This window comes from Serratia sp. 2C06 (assembly GCF_050037615.1).
In the GTDB taxonomy this organism is placed as follows: domain Bacteria; phylum Pseudomonadota; class Gammaproteobacteria; order Enterobacterales; family Enterobacteriaceae; genus Serratia; species Serratia ureilytica.
In genome coordinates, this window is record NZ_CP188299.1 from 2,807,641 (window position 1) to 2,825,519 (window position 17,879).

The 17,879-nt window shown below is 49.5% G+C and carries 16 protein-coding genes and 2 pseudogenes; 10 read left to right on the forward strand and 8 right to left on the reverse strand.

Annotation, left to right across the window (positions count from 1 at the left end):
* Positions 1–142: 142 nt before the first annotated feature.
* Complete coding sequence (gene deoC, locus ACP3TA_RS13850) at positions 143–823, reverse strand: deoxyribose-phosphate aldolase (protein WP_033642510.1); 681 nt, start codon at positions 821–823, stop codon at positions 143–145.
* 217 nt (positions 824–1,040) lie between these two features.
* Between deoC and ACP3TA_RS13855 the strand changes: the two genes are divergently transcribed.
* A complete protein-coding gene (locus ACP3TA_RS13855; RefSeq protein WP_033642511.1) occupies positions 1,041–1,874 on the forward strand; it encodes a hypothetical protein in 834 nt (277 codons plus the stop codon).
* Positions 1,875–1,913: 39 nt separating this feature from the next.
* On the opposite strand, the gene ybjG is transcribed toward ACP3TA_RS13855, so the two are convergent.
* Both ybjG and ACP3TA_RS13865 read right to left on the reverse strand, forming a co-directional pair.
* Complete coding sequence (gene ybjG / locus ACP3TA_RS13860; RefSeq protein WP_033642512.1) at positions 1,914–2,519, reverse strand: undecaprenyl-diphosphate phosphatase; 606 nt, start codon at positions 2,517–2,519, stop codon at positions 1,914–1,916.
* Positions 2,520–2,524: 5 nt separating this feature from the next.
* Positions 2,525–3,259 (reverse strand): phosphatase PAP2 family protein, encoded by a 735-nt coding sequence (locus ACP3TA_RS13865; protein WP_033642513.1) that lies wholly within the window; start codon positions 3,257–3,259, stop codon positions 2,525–2,527.
* A gap of 291 nt (positions 3,260–3,550) precedes the next feature.
* Here ACP3TA_RS13865 and eco point away from each other — a divergent pair, with 291 nt between their 5' ends.
* The 5 genes from eco to ACP3TA_RS13890 all read left to right on the forward strand — a co-directional run bounded on the left by eco (position 3,551) and on the right by ACP3TA_RS13890 (position 8,424).
* Complete coding sequence (eco, locus tag ACP3TA_RS13870; protein ID WP_033642514.1) at positions 3,551–4,063, forward strand: serine protease inhibitor ecotin; 513 nt, start codon at positions 3,551–3,553, stop codon at positions 4,061–4,063.
* A gap of 415 nt (positions 4,064–4,478) precedes the next feature.
* On the forward strand, positions 4,479–5,960 hold the full coding sequence (locus ACP3TA_RS13875) for a phospholipase A(1) (protein ID WP_047572087.1): 1,482 nt from the start codon (positions 4,479–4,481) through the stop codon (positions 5,958–5,960).
* The gene (locus tag ACP3TA_RS13880; protein ID WP_046686750.1) at positions 5,957–6,730 is read left to right on the forward strand and encodes an ankyrin repeat domain-containing protein; all 774 of its coding nucleotides are present in this window, start codon (positions 5,957–5,959) and stop codon (positions 6,728–6,730) included. Before ACP3TA_RS13875 ends, ACP3TA_RS13880 begins: the two co-directional genes overlap by 4 nt.
* A gap of 88 nt (positions 6,731–6,818) precedes the next feature.
* Positions 6,819–7,592 (forward strand): ankyrin repeat domain-containing protein, encoded by a 774-nt coding sequence (locus ACP3TA_RS13885; protein ID WP_426784314.1) that lies wholly within the window; start codon positions 6,819–6,821, stop codon positions 7,590–7,592.
* A gap of 88 nt (positions 7,593–7,680) precedes the next feature.
* Positions 7,681–8,424 (forward strand): ankyrin repeat domain-containing protein, encoded by a 744-nt coding sequence (locus ACP3TA_RS13890; RefSeq protein ID WP_116403732.1) that lies wholly within the window; start codon positions 7,681–7,683, stop codon positions 8,422–8,424.
* A gap of 408 nt (positions 8,425–8,832) precedes the next feature.
* On the opposite strand, the pseudogene ACP3TA_RS13895 reads toward ACP3TA_RS13890, so the two are convergent.
* From ACP3TA_RS13895 to ACP3TA_RS13905, 3 genes and pseudogenes are all read right to left on the reverse strand, one after another.
* Positions 8,833–9,838: pseudogene (locus tag ACP3TA_RS13895) on the reverse strand (phage integrase).
* A gap of 90 nt (positions 9,839–9,928) precedes the next feature.
* The gene (locus ACP3TA_RS13900; RefSeq protein WP_426784315.1) at positions 9,929–11,485 is read right to left on the reverse strand and encodes a tetratricopeptide repeat protein; all 1,557 of its coding nucleotides are present in this window, start codon (positions 11,483–11,485) and stop codon (positions 9,929–9,931) included.
* Between the two features lie 20 nt (positions 11,486–11,505).
* Positions 11,506–12,069, reverse strand: coding sequence for a phage repressor protein CI (locus ACP3TA_RS13905; protein ID WP_426784643.1), 564 nt, complete (start codon positions 12,067–12,069; stop codon positions 11,506–11,508).
* 143 nt (positions 12,070–12,212) lie between these two features.
* Here ACP3TA_RS13905 and ACP3TA_RS13910 point away from each other — a divergent pair, with 143 nt between their 5' ends.
* The 4 genes and pseudogenes from ACP3TA_RS13910 (at position 12,213) to ACP3TA_RS13925 (ending at position 13,973) form a co-directional block, all read left to right on the forward strand.
* Positions 12,213–12,434: a regulator gene (locus tag ACP3TA_RS13910; RefSeq protein ID WP_100396482.1), complete on the forward strand. Its 222-nt coding sequence runs from the start codon at positions 12,213–12,215 to the stop codon at positions 12,432–12,434.
* 32 nt (positions 12,435–12,466) lie between these two features.
* Positions 12,467–12,691 (forward strand): phage regulatory CII family protein, encoded by a 225-nt coding sequence (locus ACP3TA_RS13915; protein WP_426784317.1) that lies wholly within the window; start codon positions 12,467–12,469, stop codon positions 12,689–12,691.
* 54 nt (positions 12,692–12,745) lie between these two features.
* Positions 12,746–13,054: pseudogene (locus ACP3TA_RS13920) on the forward strand (hypothetical protein); the annotation flags it as partial.
* Between the two features lie 103 nt (positions 13,055–13,157).
* Entirely contained in the window at positions 13,158–13,973 is an 816-nt protein-coding gene (locus ACP3TA_RS13925; RefSeq protein ID WP_426784319.1) for a hypothetical protein, read from the forward strand.
* A gap of 713 nt (positions 13,974–14,686) precedes the next feature.
* Here the strand turns inward: ACP3TA_RS13925 and ACP3TA_RS13930 are convergent.
* The gene (locus tag ACP3TA_RS13930) at positions 14,687–15,346 is read right to left on the reverse strand and encodes a hypothetical protein (RefSeq protein ID WP_426784321.1); all 660 of its coding nucleotides are present in this window, start codon (positions 15,344–15,346) and stop codon (positions 14,687–14,689) included.
* Positions 15,347–16,105: 759 nt separating this feature from the next.
* On the reverse strand, positions 16,106–17,794 hold the full coding sequence (locus ACP3TA_RS13935) for an aspartate:alanine antiporter (protein WP_004938680.1): 1,689 nt from the start codon (positions 17,792–17,794) through the stop codon (positions 16,106–16,108).
* Positions 17,795–17,879 lie beyond the last annotated feature (85 nt).

A 17,879-nucleotide genomic window follows, 5' to 3' on the forward strand; every position in this document is an offset into this window, starting at 1 on the left:
CCCACAGGTAGTAGAGGTAAAAAAGCGTGCCGCCGTTTCCGGCGCTAAACACAACGATGCGGGGCAATATCGGGCCGCATCGGCCGCCCGTATTGTCCCGCATCGGAGTGTATTGGCTGCGCCCGTCAAGGCGCGCCGACGATCAGTAGCTGCCAGCCGCCGCCTGCGCGCCGGATACGATGGCAACGCCGGAGCTGGTGCCGATACGCGTGGCGCCGGCTTTGATCATCTTCTCGGCGGTGGCGCGATCGCGCACGGCGCCGGAAGCTTTCACGCCCATTTCGCTGCCCACCGTCTCGCGCATCAGTTTGACGTGCTCTTCCCGAGCGCCGCCGGTGCTGAAGCCGGTGGAGGTTTTAACGAAGGCGACATCGAGTTCGCGACACATTTCACAAACCTGGACGATCTGCGCATCGCTGAGCAAGCAGGTTTCCAATATTACCTTCAACGGGATCGCCGCGCAAACCTCGCGCACGGCGGCGATGTCGGCTTTCACTTCGTCCAGCAGGCCGCTTTTCAGCCAGCCGACGTTGATCACCATATCGATCTCTTGCGCGCCGGCGGCGATCGCCGCTTTGGCTTCAAAGGCTTTGGCGACGGTCAGGCCGGCACCCAGCGGGAAACCGATCACCGAGCAGACTTTCACGGTGCTTTCCTGCAGCAGCTGGGCTGCCAACGGCACGTAGCCGGAGTTGACGCACACCGCATAGAAGTTGTGCTGCTGGGCTTCTTCGCACAGTTTGGCGATCTGCATTTCGGTGGCGTCCATGGCCAGCAGGGTGTGGTCGACATAGCGGGCGTAATCGATGTTTTCGGAGGTCATCGCGGTTCCTTAATGAAGTTGAGAAAAGAGCGTTGATAGAGGATGTGAAAATAATAACATTACAATGCGGGTAAACCTAGCGGGATTTGAAAAATGTCGACGAGATCATAGTTATCTCACTGTTATATGTATAACTTAGGGGAGGTTTGTTTGTTATTTAAATAACATTTTCAGCGGCCGCTCGCGGCCTGCGCGGGCGAAATGTCGAGGGAAAACGATGAAAATCAACATTGATCTGGTTCCTGCCGCGTTCGGGGCGCATCGGCAGGCGCTGTTCCGCAATGCGGATTTCGCGGTGAGCGCCCATCGCTGCGCAGAGCGCGGGCCAATGCTGACGCTGGCGAATCGGCGCGGGGCACTGACGGTCTTGCCGTATCAGGGCCTGGCGATTTGGGATGCTGAATTTGACGGTTACTCATTGAAATCGGGCCGCCGCAGCGGGCGGGGCGCCGGAAGAAAGCGCGATGATGTCGCCGCGTTCTGCCCCGCCTGGCCGAGTCACGACGGCGCATCGCTCCAGATGCAACGCGTGTGGCTGCAGCTGGCGGGCGACGAGCTGACGTTGCAGGGCGAAGGCGAGCGGTTGGGCGAGGGATGGCGCATCGGCCCGGCGCTGCGTTTGGCGGCGCAGAGCGCGCAGTTCGCCATTGAGATGAAAGTCACCAATCTGGCCGATCGGCCGCAGCCGCTGCGCTATGTGTGCCGCCTCAACTACGATTGCATTCCCGACGCGGTATTCCGCCAAAACTTGCCGACGCCGGCGCTGTTGGGGGAGGCGCTCGGGCAGGAACTGCTGTGTTCCGAGGATCTGTCTCGCTACGTGGACCGAGCCGAATTCTTTATGCTGGCGCCGCAAGGCCGGCGCTATGTAACGCGTTTCGCCACCGGGCAATTCAACTATGGTCTCCGGCGCATCGCCGTTCAGGGCAACCGGCAGTTGCTTTCCTTTATCCAGCCGGCAAACTGCCGCCCGAATGCGCCAGAGGGTGAGGGAGTGATGCTGGGAGCGGGAAAAACGCGGGCGTTCTGCGTGACCACCGGCGTGGTGTGAAATAAGCAGGGGCGGTAACGCCCCTGTCATGTTGTGCGGTTACTCTTTCACCCAACCGCGGCGAATGGCGAAGGCGAACAGGAAACGATACAGGCGCGACAGCCTGTCGGCGATGACATCGCCGAACAGATTCCACACCAGTTGGGCGAACAGGCAGCCCACCAGGCCGAGCAGGAAACCGCCGACCATATCCAGCGGCCAGTGCACGCCGAGGTAAACGCGTGACCAGGCGATGCCGACGGCGACGATCATCAGCAGCACGCCGGACCAAACGCGGTGCCAGAACAGGAACGCCAGCGCGAAGGTAAAGATGGCGGTGCCGTGATCGCTCGGGAACGAGCTGTCCGGCGCGTGTGGCAGGAAGGTATAACCAACGCCGGCGACGAACGGGCGCTCATGCGGCAGCAGCGCGCCGATAGCGGAAGCGGCAAGCATGGCGAACAGCAGCGCGATAGTGGTTTTTGCTACCACCTGGCGTTGCGAAACCAGCTGGCTTTGCGGCCCCCACAGCCAAAGACCGACGATTAGCAGCGGCACGATGATGATCAGATCGCGCGCCAAAAAGGTGGCGAAATCGATCATCCATTCGGGAGACGCCGGAGTCGCATTGATCCAGGCGAAAAGAAAATGGTTCAACTGTTCCATAACCGTTACCTCGTCTTGCGGCGCCAATAGCCGCTAACCGTCCAATAAATAGCCAACTGGCTTAACCAAACCCACCAACCCGCCCACAGGTTATGGGTAAGAAAATGTGCGCCGCGCATGATCTGACCAAAGCCCATCACCATGCCAAGCGCGATGCCGCCGCACCAACACCACCAGGCGAGGCGCGGACGCTGCGGATAAAACAGGAAAAACAACGCCATCACCGCGAAACCGCTCGAGGCGTGCCCGCCGGGGAAACAGCGGCCGGGGCCCGGCAGCGCCGGTACCGCGCCGAACAGCGGGAAGGACATCGCTTTGCCGCCGTACTCAATCAGATCCCACGGGCAGGAGTGCGCGCTGGTGGCTTTGAGAATGCCCACCACCAGCGGGCCGATGCCAATCAGCAGCATGGTCACGATCAGGCGCGCGCTGCGGCGATAGATGCCCCAAAACAGCGTCAGCACCGCGCCTACGATCACTATCTGTTTCAACAGGCGGTGATTGATCAGATCCAGCCAATAATTGTTTTGCCACGGGAAATGCCCGCTGGCGGCATCGTACCAATAGTTGCTGATCGCCCAATCCAGCTGTTCGTTGCGGGAGAGCCACAGAAACGCCAGACCGCTGATCAGCAGGCCAAAAACCTGCCAACGGTAAAAGGATGTCGACAGGGAGTAAAGGGCGGTTGTCTTAATTTGCGGTGTCGTTGAGGATTGATTTAATGACGATTCTGGATTCACGCGCAGGCTCGGTGACAGGATTGAATGACGTCACTGTAATAATTCTGTCTTAAGAAAACCTTAGTCCGCCGGCAAGAAAACCCTATCTGATACACCCGCTTGTGCGAAGGTAATCGCTTGTTTTTCTCGTCTTAACCCGAGGGTGTGCTGGCTAATTGCTCCGCTTAACGGTTTATATCAGGCGATTGTCACTATTGATTGCCTATTGTAAAGAAGATTAAACCTGTGGCGGGCTTGGCGGTAGTGTATTAGTTTATAGTCGGATTATTTGACAAAGTGTAGGGATAAAACATGAACAAGGCATCCGTTGTATTTTCCGGCCTGCTGATGGCCGTTTCCGCTGGCGCTATGGCGGCGACCTCTGGCGATGACGCAGACATGAGCAAACAGCCGCTGGAAAAAGTCGCGCCTTACCCGAAAGCCGAGAAGGGCATGAATCGCCAGGTGATCTACCTGCCGAAGCAAGAGCACGAAGAGAACTACAAGGTAGAACTGCTGATCGGCAAGACGCTGGAAGTGGACTGCAACCGCCATATGATTGGCGGCACGCTGGAGACCAAAACCCTGTCCGGCTGGGGTTACGACTACCTGGTGCTGGAGAAGCTGTCTGAACCGGCCTCGACCATGATGGCCTGCCCGGACAATACCAAGACCAAGAAATTCATCGCCGCCAACCTGGGCGACGCCGCGATGCAGCGCTACAACAGCCGCCTGCCGATCGTGGTGTATGCGCCGAAAGACGCGGAAGTGAAATACCGCATCTGGAAAGCCGAAGACACCGTAAGCCAGGCTGAGCAGAAATAACCGCCGCCTGACGCCGCTCTGCTGGCCATTCCCGGTTGGCGGAGCCTTTCTCCTTCCTGTCTCCTTATCATTCCCGCATCTTTGACACTCGACTGATTGCTTTCGGACGTGGCTTTTAGGCGCGACATGGCAACGAAATACGCAAGTCAATACCTCTTCACAAGGGCACAGGAAGCACGCAGCTGCATGGATGGGAGAGGATGCGCGCGTATAGAAATAGAGCAAAGAAATCTTTACTGAAGTGTGATAATTTTGCGCATTCCCTATTAATGGAATGACACAGAAGATAAGGATATCCAATGCGTTATCGTTCGCTAACGCTCGACGAGCCCCGTAAAAGCCGCACACCTGGCGAGTTGCTTGATGATGGTGCGCCTGTGCCGACCACGGAACCCTGCGAGTGGGCAGGCACCGTATGAAACTGATTCATTTCTCCTCTGAACACACGGCGCCGGAAAGCTTTTCCAGGATACTTAACCCGACAGCAGCGCGGCATGAGCTGGAACGGCACTATTTGTTCGGCGGCGCAGCCGGCATATCGATAAGCAGCCGGTATCCTATTACCCGCAATACTCAATCCGGGATTGGCGTCACCGGTTATCGTGAGGACGTGGCTATGAAGCGCAGCGTACTCGATGAGATCAACCGGGGCGGCTTGCTGGCGATTGATCAGGGAATCGGCACCTGGACGCCGACGAAATATGCCTTTTACGTCGACGCGGAAGGCCGATTACAGCGCTACCCAGGCAGCTCTCTTCCCGCCTTTTATCCTACCGGGCGCGTGATCGCCCGCTATGAAGAAATGGTCAGCCGCTATGGCCACCGGGCAAAACCGACGGTGCTGCCGGCGAGGCAGAGTACGACCCGGAATCCCCCTCTGCAACAAGCCATCGCGACCGCAGTGGCAACCGTTGCCGCCACGGTGCAGGCCATCCGTCCACTGACCAAGGCAGAACGCTGGCAAGAACGCCAGTACCTGATAGGGAGAGGCAACCGCAGCATTTACCCGGATGCGCGCCTGGCGGCACAGCGCCTGGCGGAGAACAACATCGCGGTCGAAAAGGCGAAGTTGGCTGAGAATGTCTATAAGACCACTAACCCGCTCAAGGACACGATAGACATCCCTGAAGGCTGGAAGGATATCAGTAACAATGATGGGGCGCTGGGTCAACTCGGTTTAAGCAAAGATATGCTCTATGACGATGAGGATACGCCGGGCTTTCTGGCTCGGGTTTATCAGCCTGATGAGAAGGTCTTTGGCAAAGCGATGAACCCGACGGTGGTGTTCCGCGGATCGCGTGCGCCCGAGTTCCCGGAGGGAATAAGCAAGGCTGCCCAGAAAGCGTTATTGAACGGCGATTTGTCAGGGATTAAAAACCTGAGTGACTGGTCAAATAACGGCGCTCAGGGGTTGGGGTTTAATTCTGAATACTATAAACAAGCCGTTATAATTGGCGATAAAATTTCGAAAGTATCAAATATTGACGTTGCGGGTCATTCATTAGGAGGCGGTATGGCCTCTGCGACCTCCATAGCCAGCGGCAAACCGGCTTGGACGTTTAATGCAGCAGGCCTGAATGCGGGAACCGTCGAAAAATACGGTGGCTCTATAATAGGCAGCGCCGATAATATTCAGGCGTATCGCGTAAAAGGGGAGCTGTTGACCAAGCTGCAGGAGGTTGATTTGTGGGAAGATGCCAAAGACCTTAAATTTTATCCCCCGGCGGTGATGGCGAAAGAGCGGTTGTCCATGTTGGCGCCTGACGCCGTGGGAGTAAAGCACACGCTTCCCGGTGGAACAGGTTCACTGCTGGATAAGCACGGTATAGACCAGGCGATACAATGCATTGAAAATGAGAAAGACGATGACATTGCCACAATCAAGGGACGAATATGAAAAAAATCATACTCATTATCACGATGCTAGTGTCTATGCTCATCATTCAGGGGTGCAAACAAGGTATGGATTTACAACCGCAGGATTATTTTGAAGGGACGCAGCTGGACATCGCCAACATCATCTACGAGGGTGACAGGCAAAAGCTGGATAAGGTTTTACCGACGGTAAGCAAAGAAACGTTAAATCGACCGGGCAAGGCGGAGATGACGTTGCTATTCTGGGCGATAAATAACGCTATCTTTGACAAGAACACGCCAGAGCGGCTTAAGATAATTACAGATCTGGTTAAGGCAGGAGCAGACCCACTGCAGCCAAGGCCGGAAGGGAGAAGTAGTCCCGCTGAATTTGTTATGAAAGCAGATAAGGGAATCTGGATAAAATCCATGTTAGATGGGGGGCTATCTCCTAATGCAAAAGATAAAGTCAACAATAAGCCAATTATATTTAAAAGTATTCTTGCGAAGAACACAGAGACATTAGAGGTCATGTTGGATTATGGCGCTGATATAAATATAAGAAATTCACTGGGTGATACGCTGCTCATCGATGCTTTAGATTATCACTCCTATGACCACGTCATTCTTCTATTAGAAAAAGGCGCCGATAGTGATATAAGAGGCAACTCGGGTTGGACGATGGGTAATCAACTACAACGGCTGATTAATAGAAGCCCGGACGGTAGTGAGGCGAAAGCGTCTCTTGAGCGCATCAAAGACGAGCTAATTAAGCGTGGTGGGAAATGGCCACCTCTCCCTGTCAGTAAATAAGCCGTTCTCAGTATCCAAGGGCATAGAGGGATGCTGATACGGTGAAAAAGCAAAGTTGAACCGTGGTTACGCTTAAAATGGAGATGGCATGAGGCACAGCGCTCTTATCATTATCATGTTGCTGTCGATGCTCATGATGCAGGGATGCGAACAAGGTAGGGATCTACAGCCACAAGATTATTTTGAAGGGACGCAGCTGGACATCGCCAATATCATCTACGAGGGTGACAGACAAAAGCTGGATAAGGTTTTATCGACGGTGAGCAAAGAAACGTTAAATCGACCGGCCAAGGCGGAGATGACGTTGTTATTCTGGGCGATAAATAACGCTATCTTTGACAAGAACACGCCAGAGCGGCTCAAGATCATTACGGATTTGGTCAAGGTGGGGGCAGATCCACTGCAGCCAAGAACTGAGGGGGGGAGTAGCCCAGCTGAATTTGTTATGAAGGCGAATAAAGGCGTATGGATACAAGCTATGTTAGAGGGCGGGCTCTCTCCAAATGCTAAGGATAAGGTTCATAATCAACCCATTATATTCAATAGCATCTTTGCAAAAAATACAGAGACATTAGAGGTCATGTTGGAGCATGGCGCTGATATAAATATAAGAAATTCATTGGGTGATACGCTGCTCATCGATGCTTTAGATTATCACTCCTATGACCACGTCATTCTTCTATTAGAAAAAGGCGCCGATAGTGATATAAGAGGCAACTCGGGTTGGACGATGGGTAATCAACTACAACGGCTGATTAATAGAAGCCCGGACGGTAGTGAGGCGAAAGCGTCTCTTGAGCGCATCAAAGACGAGCTAATTAAGCGTGGTGGGAAATGGCCACCTCTCCCTGTCAGTAAATAAGCCGTTCTCAGTATTCAAGGGCATAGAGGGATGCTGATACGGTGAAAAAGCAAAGTTGAACCGTGGTTACGCTTAAAATGGAGATGGCATGAGGCACAGGGCTCTTATCATTATCATGTTGCTGTCGATGCTCATGATGCAGGGATGCGAACAAGGTAGGGATCTACAGCCACAAGATTATTTTGAAGGGACGCAGCTGGCCATCGCCAAAACTATCTACGAAGGCGAGAGACAGAAGCTGAATGCGATGTTACCGACGGTAAGCAAAGAAACGTTAAATCGTCCGGGCAAGGCGGAGATGACGTTGCTATTCTGGGCGATAAACAACGCTATCTTTGACAAGAACACGCCAGAGCGGCTCAAGATCATTACGGATCTGGTTAAGGCGGGAGCAGACCCACTGCAGCCAAGAGCTGAGGGAGGGAGTAGCCCAGCTGAATTTGTTATGAAGGCGAATAAAGGCGTATGGATACAAGCTATGTTAGAGGGCGGGCTCTCTCCAAATGCCAGAGATAAGGTTCATAATCAACCCATTATATTTGAAAGTTTTGATGCGGCGAACACAGAAACATTAAAGATGTTAATTGCATACCAAGTTGATGTTGATATCAAAGGCGCTATGAACCGAATGCCATTAATTAATGCCCTGTATAACAGTTGCCCAGAACACATTGAGGTTCTGTTGGCTCATGGAGCTAATCCATTAGCCAAAGATGATTTTAATGACAGCTTCCTCTCGCTGATTTCTGCGGAAATAGCTAAAGGGGATAAGAGCAATGCGTATATAAAGAAACTAATTAAAATTAAAGAAAAAATAAAACAGGTGAATTAGATAGTCTCGACTATCATGGGGGACAATGCTGGTCTTCTTCCAGTGCAGTAACATGACGTTATGATATACAGGAAGATGATGGAATGAGCCACCAAAGAGCACCCAGCCGACGGCGACGAGAGTGCTGTTGTTAAGTCCCGTTTGTGACGCCATCTCTTTGAACAGTGGCGAACCCACAAGCAGCGTTTCTATGTTGAAACCTGCACATTGATAGGGATGCTGGTGTAAGCGACGCTCAGAGATAGGATGCTTTATGCCTGACGACGAGGCCGCGACAGCGGGTGTTGCGGGCTGCTTCAGGCAACAAAAAAACCGATTTCCTCACTACAATAATAAAATCAATAGGTTATTTGTTTTATAAAGAGTTTTTATACCGATGAAGGGGGAGGAAATATGGGGATTGCCAACCTATGCCGCCACTTTGTCGCCACCTGGCATAGTCGCCAGCGGATTGAATTGCAGGGCGGTTTCGAGGTGCTCCGGCGCAAGGTGAGCATAGCGCATTGTCATCTTAATATCATGATGGCCGAGGATGCGTTGCAATACCAGAATGTTGCCGCCAGACATCATAAAGTGCGCCGCAAAGGTATGGCGTAGCACATGGGTTAGCTGGCCTTTGGGCAATTGAATGCTGGTGTTTTCGAGCGCGGCCATAAAGCGAAAATAGCATTCGCTGAATAGACGATCATCACCCCGAGTTATCAACTTCTTGTACAGTGCTTTACTGATCGGAACGCTGCGGTTCTTTTTGCCTTTGGTTCGGATGAACGTGATTTTATGCGGTGTTATCTGTGACCGGGTGAGATTTTCCGCTTCTCGCCAACGAGCGCCGGTGCTGAGACACACCTCGACCACAAGAGGCAAATCCGAATCGCCTTTACTGCAGGCTGCAAACAGCTCTGTGATTTGTGAGTGCGTCAGCCACGCCATTTCCTTTTTCTGTAACGGTAAACTTGCGCATGTTCTCCAACGGATTGGGCTGGTTCCACTCACCTAGCCGCGCCAGCTCGCTGAACATGTCGCTTAGGTAGCTTTGTTCAAGATTGATCTCAGAAAAGTAGATTTCACCGGACAGACGCTTATCACGATAATGCGCGAAGTCTTTTGCGGTGAAGGTTGTAGCAGGGGGATCGCGTAGGGCTTCGATCACAAGGCATAGTTTTTTGTAGGTACGTTCACCAGCGGTAAGGGATTGTCCGTGTAGGTTGTACCATAGCTTAGCGACTTCACTCAGTTTACGGCGATCAATTGCTTCGCCTAACCACGGCTTATTGTCTACCTGCTCCATAGTGAAGCGTTCAAACGCTAAGGCTTCACCTTTGGTTGCGAACTGCTTACGTACCCTGCGGCCTTCACGGCCAGCAGGGTAGCACTCACATAACCACTTACCGGATGATTGTTTCCGAACTGTCATTGTAGCCCTCCATCAAAGTGAGCTACATTTAACTGTATATAAAAACAGTTATCAATGTATTATCTATCTAAGTCACACATATACCGTTACTTAGGACTTTCTTGTTAAAGAAAAATCAAGTTCATCATCAAAATTCTGAGGGAATAGAAGCAACTTTTCTTCATCCTTATCATAATACCCATAAATAAGGAAGTTTTTGTTTTTGTTACTTGTTAATAAGGTTGTCACCTCATTGCTTATGTCTTTCTCAATATAAACTCCAGTGAGGGATAAATTATCTATTGTACCAACTATGTTTATCTTTTTAGAACCATTGTCAAACTCAATGCTAAATGATTTCCCATCCTTTTTATCTAGTGTGACCTCTATGGTTTTATTTAACAACCAACTGCCGACCAAGTTTATTTGGTTGTCATTAATGTAGAAAGCATGTGTGTATAACCTTAATTTCTTTTGAATGCGAAATGCTTTATCAATGCTTTCTTGCCATTTCTCATTTTCGCTACTTCTTTTTGTTCTTATGTCTTTAAGTAGTTTGTAAATGTTCTCATGAGGATTGTCTTTTTCTAACGCTTTGTTGGCAATTTCCTCTGCAGCATCAAGTAAGCCAGATTCATAGAGTTTATTGCCCTTGTTAGCCATTGCTAAAGTGTTGCCTAAAATGCTCGATTTTTCAAAATATCGCGCAGAAACCGAATTTAATTTTATTGTTCCAGCTGATACCCCCATATTATTCAGAGCTAAGCTGTTTTTAGGGTTTATAGTTGTTAATGTATCGTAGTTGCTCAGTTCAATAGCTAGCAAATTATTTTTGCTGGCTTTGTATGCAGTGTTAAGAAAAGAGTCCTCATCATCTGGTTTATATTCCAATGCTTTATCTTGGCAAAGGGTAGAGAGCTTTTCATTGCCCAGTTTTTCCTCTGCTTCGGCTAGTTTATTATACAGGCGATAATATTCAATATCGTTTAAATTATCCTGCAAGCGTTTTGTTATTATTTCTTTTGCTTTATCATACTCTGAATTCGATAAGTGTATTCCAGCAAGATTAACTATTGTAATAGTTATTTGCTCTGATTCCTTTAGTGTTTCCAGTTGTTTTGACAATAAAATTAGCGCAGGTTTATATTGTTTTTTGATTTCAAGGCAACTAATATACCAAGATGTTGCTCCCGTTGTTTGCTCTTCAGTTTTAGCATTGGTAATATGTCGCTCTAACTCATCTAGTATCTCAGTCCTATTTGTCCTGTCATATGCCATATAAAGAAAGAATGCTTTATCTAAAAATAATTCTTTTTCTGATGCTATACCTTCTCTTGCTTTTGAAAATAATTCCCTTGCTTGTTCTACATTGCCTTTTTCTAACTCCTTGGATGTTTCAAAAATCCAATGGCTTTTTTCCTCTTTGTCATCATCAGTACTGTCAATTGCTTTTTTTTCAGTGGGGTTAGTTGTGGGCGCTATTACTGTTGTTTGCGAGTTTACCTCAGTGGGGAAGATTATTGCTTCAAGTGTTGAGCCTCCATTGTTATATTTCAGTTTTTCTAGTTTATTTACTAGGTTTATTAGTGGTTTTCTGAATATAAAGGATATTATTATTAGTGTTGCGGGCCAGCGCATGTAGTCCAGTATTAATTTTAAAAACTCCATCAATCATTCCTTTTTTAGGGTTATATTGACATATAAGATTTTTTAATTACAGCCATTGGGGTTATATCTGAAATATTGCAGTCAAAATGGAATTTGCCATCATGTATGCGTATTTTCCCTCCAGGGATTCTTATTATGTCTTTTATGCTTTCTTTTCCCTCTATATTTATTAACCATTTGCCATCAGTCACCTCGCTGAATTTTTTTTCAGCTATGTAAATACTTTCACCATCAATTATAGCTACCGGTTTTTTAATTTCTTTAGGGAGAAAGGCTGTATCAAAAAAATACATGTCAGATTCATACGCTTTGCCATCGATAAGTTTCAGACGAGGTACTGAAATGACATCTATCTTTGATGGTTCATACATTGGGCCAGATTTTGTCGTTAACCAAGACAAAGATACCCCTGTCTCTAAGGCACATTGAATCACCCATTCCGCAGGAAAAATATCACGCATGTAACGAGTAGCAAGAGTGCTTTTTGAAACACCCAAATGGTCACAAAGTGCTTGTCTCGTAGTGAAGCCATATGCCTCGATCAGGCGATTAATGACCTCACGCCCTCCGGTTTTGAAATCCATAAAGTTCTTCAAGTCGAACAAAAAAGATTGAAAGATTCCCGTTGCGATCTTAATGTTCGCCATGAAGTTCGCTTTGGGAAACTTCACATGTAATCACTAATAACTACGGCTCGCCACAAGCCAATGAAAAGGAATGTTGCACTATGCGACCTAACATTTCAATCACTCTGATCACGCCTCATGTCACTATAGAGCGCTACAGCGAACTTACTGGTTTGGCTGAGGATACTATCAATGACATGTTGGCCGATGGGCGTTTGCCTCGCCATCGCCTACGTAAAGATAAAAAACGCGAAAAAGTCATGATCAACATTGCGCAGTTGACCGTTGATGCTCTCTCAAATTGCGACATTGCTACGGCATAGTTCGATTTTGCGATAGGGGGAGGGAAACCGCTATGTTTGATTACCAAACGTCCAAACACTCACACTTAAGCAGCGCTTGCCGCCGATTCGCTCAGGCCTACAACTTGGCAGAGCTGGCCCCGGCGCTGAATGTCTCGCCGCAGGTGCTACGCAATAAGCTGAACCCTGAGCAGCCGCACGAACTGACGCTTTCCCAACTGGTGACGCTCACTGCGATCACTGACGACGCGGCAATCCTTGATGGCCTGTTGGCGTAACTTAATTGCTTGCCGGCGGTGCCAACCAACGAGGCAAAGCCCAACAGCTTGCCAGTGGCCAGCGTGGGCGGCGATGCCACCACGGCGGTGGCCGGTAGCCTGATGGAGAAGATCGGCAAAATCCGCAGCAGCATAGCGGCAGCGCGCCAGGAAGTGATCGCCCCGGTGGTATGGGTGGGGAGCCAGCAAATCAACGTGATGGCCTTGATGCTGGAAACGCTGGAGGTGGTGCAGGAGCTGGCTCAGCAGACTGCCACCCATACGCACAGCAACACCGGTGGGCCGCAGAACGCCGCAGCGATTAGCGTAGCTGGCGCGAAATCAGGCCAGTTGAAAACCAAGTACGCTCCGGTGATAGGATAGGTTTGAACTAAACTAAACCTTAAATCGAGCTACTTTCAGAAATAGCAGTTTTTGTTAAATATTGACTATAACGGATGGAGAATATTATGAGGGGTAAATATTAATGAAGAAAAATATGGTTGAAGAAAAATGTGGGTTATGTGGGACGTTGTCCACGTTGCAGAATAGTCACCTAATGCCAAAAAGTATATATAAGATTATAACTCGTAACTTTAACCCTCATGATACAGCACCAGTATGGGCCAGTAAAAGTCAAAAGTCTGTGCTTTATACAAATATGCAAGTTACAAAAAAATTACTCTGTAAGGTTTGTGAGGATAACTTTAATAAATATGGTGAAAAATATGTGGTAGGAAAATGCATGAAGAATGAACAGACGTTCGAGTTGAAGATGATGCTGGATAACTCGACACCAAGTATTCATGTAAATGGTTCTTCTTTTTTTAACCCAAAAGATATAGATAGATTGAATTCCGAAAAATTCATGTACTTTGCAGCCAGTATCGTTTGGAGGGTAACTGCGACAGATTGGGGAGTTGACGATATTGCAGATTTGAATAATTCTCTCCCGAGTGAGTTTAGGGATTCTTTGCAGAATTATTTGCTTAAAAGGGATGTGTTTCCTAAAGATATCTATATTACAGTGTGTGTAGATAACGACTCTGAACCATTGCCTATAATGTCTCTTCCTACAGGTGATATTGAAAAAAATATGCACATGTCGTTCTTCATACCCGGTATGAAATTCAATGTTTTTTTTGGGGCAGGAGGCGACCAAGAACTTTCATCTTGTTTAGATGAATTGGATGTTAACTTAATTTACATGTACCGATCTTTTCGTAGTTCAGGTGAATTTAAGCAGCTTGTGAATCTTCTCCGTACTGAGTTGCTCCCTAAAGGAAAGTTGGCAAAACAATGAATTAACCGATAAGAATATATATAAACTATTCTAGTCGCGTTATGTTGAGCTGTTTCCATGGCTTATGACAGTACGTGATACAGTTGACTAGCAGGCAATATTAATTGTTTGAACCGATCGATAACGGGGAATTGATCTACACAACCAATTATCAATTGAGCGTGCAACAGTGTAGAAAGTAAACAGGAGTACATAGCAGCATCAGGGAATACCGGCCCGGCCCGCGTGGGCTTTTTCATGCCTGCCATTTGGCGCGCCTGTGCGCCTTTCTAAGACGTCAGCCACCCCAGCGACAATCCCACGCGAACAAATTCGATCACCGTAGCACCGAGCCGCCAGCGCGGCAGAAACCCCACGAAATAAACATCTTGCCCACGAAAACGGCACTACACCGCACCCGCCTGCGCAATTTGGATCGGGAAATTTTTTCAGTTCTGATTTTCTACAAAACATCCCGCCGGGCCGCGCCACGCCTGGGGCTTTGCGAGCAAACCCAAACTGAAAAGATTGAAAAGAATTTCAGTGTTTTTCAGTTTTCGGATCACGCAGTGTTATGGGTGTAAATCACAACGCATTGAAAAATATGTAATAAATATAAATTACGTGGATCACGGATCGTTTGGAGTGGATCGCGCGGAAAAGCCGCCAGAACGCGGCAGGCCAGGTGTGGCAAGGGTTAGTAGGGTATGCGGTAGTTATGGAGTAACTGAAATTTATATCACCAGACCAACGCTCCAAATGCACAGATAGGTGAAAGCGATCCAGGCGAAAATGTGGGGGAAATAATGGAATCCAATAATTGGATTATCAAAAAATCTAGGAGTTAATACCTTGATTTCAAAGAGTATACATTTCCAATATCCAAGTTTTATTGGTGTTACAGCTCCGTTATTAACATTGGGAGCCGCTGGGCCAAAGTGGACGAATAATGCTTGGTCATTTACGTCATTGCCGAAGTACTGGAACATGAATAAACGCTTAAAAAATGTTCTCTTATAAAATATATGGTCATGTGGGGCTTTATTTGGGATTTCTGCATGGGCCCACCCCCATTTTGCTATCCCTTTGGCATCAGGTAAACCAAACAATGCGGGTTGAAATATCGAATAGACGAGCTTAGAGGTATTAACATTTTTGAACATTAAATCGTCAATTATTGGCTTGTTAGAGTCCCGAGATAACACAAAAAAACGCTGCCAGCTAAAGAGCCAAAAAGCGATCAATATAATAGGAGCAACATGCAGTGAGGTTAGTTTTAGCCCCAGATTGCCAATCGGGATAGAGTCCGCGAAAGATGCCCAGCCCCCTAAAAAGAGAATGAGGCCAGCAGAGGATAAGATTAACCGTGTACTGGCTGTTTTAATATCGTCCATGCGCACCTGCATTTGGCCGTCGCCACTTTGCCGCCATTGATAAGAAAAAGGGGCTTCGTTTTCACGTAACCCCTTGTTTTATTTGGTGGAGCTGGGGGGGGGGGTGAACCCCGTCCGAAATTACTACAAGTTCGGAATGTCTCATACAAATAATTTGGGGTGATGCAAAAGTTCGGTGCGAGTCATAGAATATCAGTGGTAGATGACTCTCTCTACTTGGGGTTAGCGGGAACACAAAGTCGGCAGCCTTCATTCGTCAGTAGGACTAAAGTATCGTCACTGATCTAGCGCCCGGTTCAATTTTCCTCACTCATGCATCTGTCCATTACCGCTTTTTACAGCTAAAAGCCAACTACCGTATAATTTTAGGCCGAACTAAAAATCTAAAGCAGTGTGCAAAAATTGGGTCAAGAAATCCTCCTTTTGCATTTTTGTTAAGGACGAGTACATGTTACTAGAGAGGTAAGGGGGGAGGCAACAGATTGATCATAAAGCAGGTTGTTGAAGTTGTGTCGCCACTTTATCGCCATAGGATAACAGCCCAACTTGTAGCTACTTGTTTAGTAATGATATTTTTTAAAGGCAACAAAAAACCCGATAATCTTGAACCTAAAAGGCGGGATTATCGGGCTCCACAAAATGGGGACATCAAAGAAAAGCAGTGGCACTAATTCAGACTGCGGCCCCCAACGAAAGTTCTGGCCGGCGACAAAAAAATCAAAATATTTTTATCGCCGATCCATCTCTCCCGCTAATCGATCAGCCGAGTATGCCCGGCCATAGCACCACGATGAGTGAACCCGCCAGCGTTAACAGCACGTTAGCGATGGCGTAGGTGCCGGCGTAACCCAGCGCCGGGATGTTGCTGCGCGCGGTATCGCTGATGATCTCCATCGCCGGTGCGCAGGTGCGGGCGCCCATAATCGCGCCGAACAGCAGGGCGCGGTTCATGCGCAGCACGTAGGCACCGAACAGGAAGCAGATAATCACCGGCACCAGGCTGACGATCAGCCCGGCGATCAGCATCTGGCCGCCGACCGCGCCCAGGCTGTGGCCGATGCCGGCGCCGGCGCTCAGGCCTACGCCCGCCATAAACACCATCAGGCCGAACTCTTTCACCATGTTCAGCGCCCCCTGCGGAATGTAGCCGAAGGTCGGGTGGTTGGCGCGCAGGAAGCCGAGCATAATGCCGGACATCAGCAGGCCGGCGGCGTTGCCGATGCCGAACGAGAAGTTGCTGAACTGTATGGTGATCTGGCCGATCAAAAGGCCGATGATGAAGAAGGCGCAGAACGCCAGCAGATCGGTCACCTGGCTGTGAATCGAGATAAAGCCAATTTTCTCCGCCACGCTCTTCACCCGGCGCGCGTCGCCGCTCACCTGCAGCACGTCGCCTTTGTTGAGCACGATGCTGTCGTCGATCGGCATTTCGATCTGGCTGCGGATCACGCGGTTGAGGAAGCAGCCGTGGTCGGTCAGCTTCAGCTGGCTCAGGCGTTTGTTCACTGCGTTGCTGTTCTTCACCACGATCTCTTCGGTCACGATGCGCATGTCGAGCAGATCGCGATCGAACACTTCCTTACCGTTGCGGAAGCTCGGATCCAGCCGCGCGTGGGCGTCCGGGTAGCCGACCAGCGAGATCTCATCGCCCACCTGCAGCACCGCGTCACCGTCCGGGTTGGCCAGAATGCCGTTGCGGCGGATGCGTTCGATGTAGCAGCCGGTCTGGCGGTAGATGCCCAGCTCGCGCAGGTTCTTGCCGTCGGCCCAGGCCACCAGCTCGGGGCCGACGCGGTAGGCGCGGATCACCGGCAGGTAGACCTTGCGCTGGCTGTCGGTGTCCAGGCCGCGTTCACGAGCGATTTGCTGGGCGGAGGTGGACAGATCCTGGTGCTGCAGCTTCGGCAGGTAGCGCGCGCCAAAAATCAGGCTGACCAGACCGATCAGGTAGGTGAGGGCATAGCCGAGGCTCAGATGATCCTGCGCCGCCAGCAGCGCCGGGCCGTTGACGATGGTGTTGCGCAGCGTATCGCCGGCCCCCACCAGCACCGGCGTGGAGGTCATCGAGCCGGCCAGCATGCCGGCGGTCAGGCCGATGTCCCAGTGGAACAGCTTGCCGAGACCGATGGCGATCACCATCGCCGAACCGACCATTACCAGCGCCAGCATCAGGTAATTTTTACCGTCGCGGAAGAAAATCGAGAAAAAGTTAGGCCCGGCTTCCACCCCGACGCAGAAAATAAACAGCATGAAGCCGAGATTCAGCGCCTCGGTGTTAATGGCGAAGTGTTGCTGGCCGAGCAACAGGGAAACCACTAAAACGCCAATGGAATTACCGAGTTGGACGGAGCCCAGACGGAGTTTACCGAGGCACAGCCCCAGCGCGAGTACCACGAACAGTAACAGAATGTAGTTACCGTTTAACAAACTAGCGACGTTTATGTTCACGGAGGATAACTTATTGTTTACCAGTAAGTGCTTGATATAGATAACTATAAGAGATAAATTCAGCCTTAAAACGACGTCATAAATC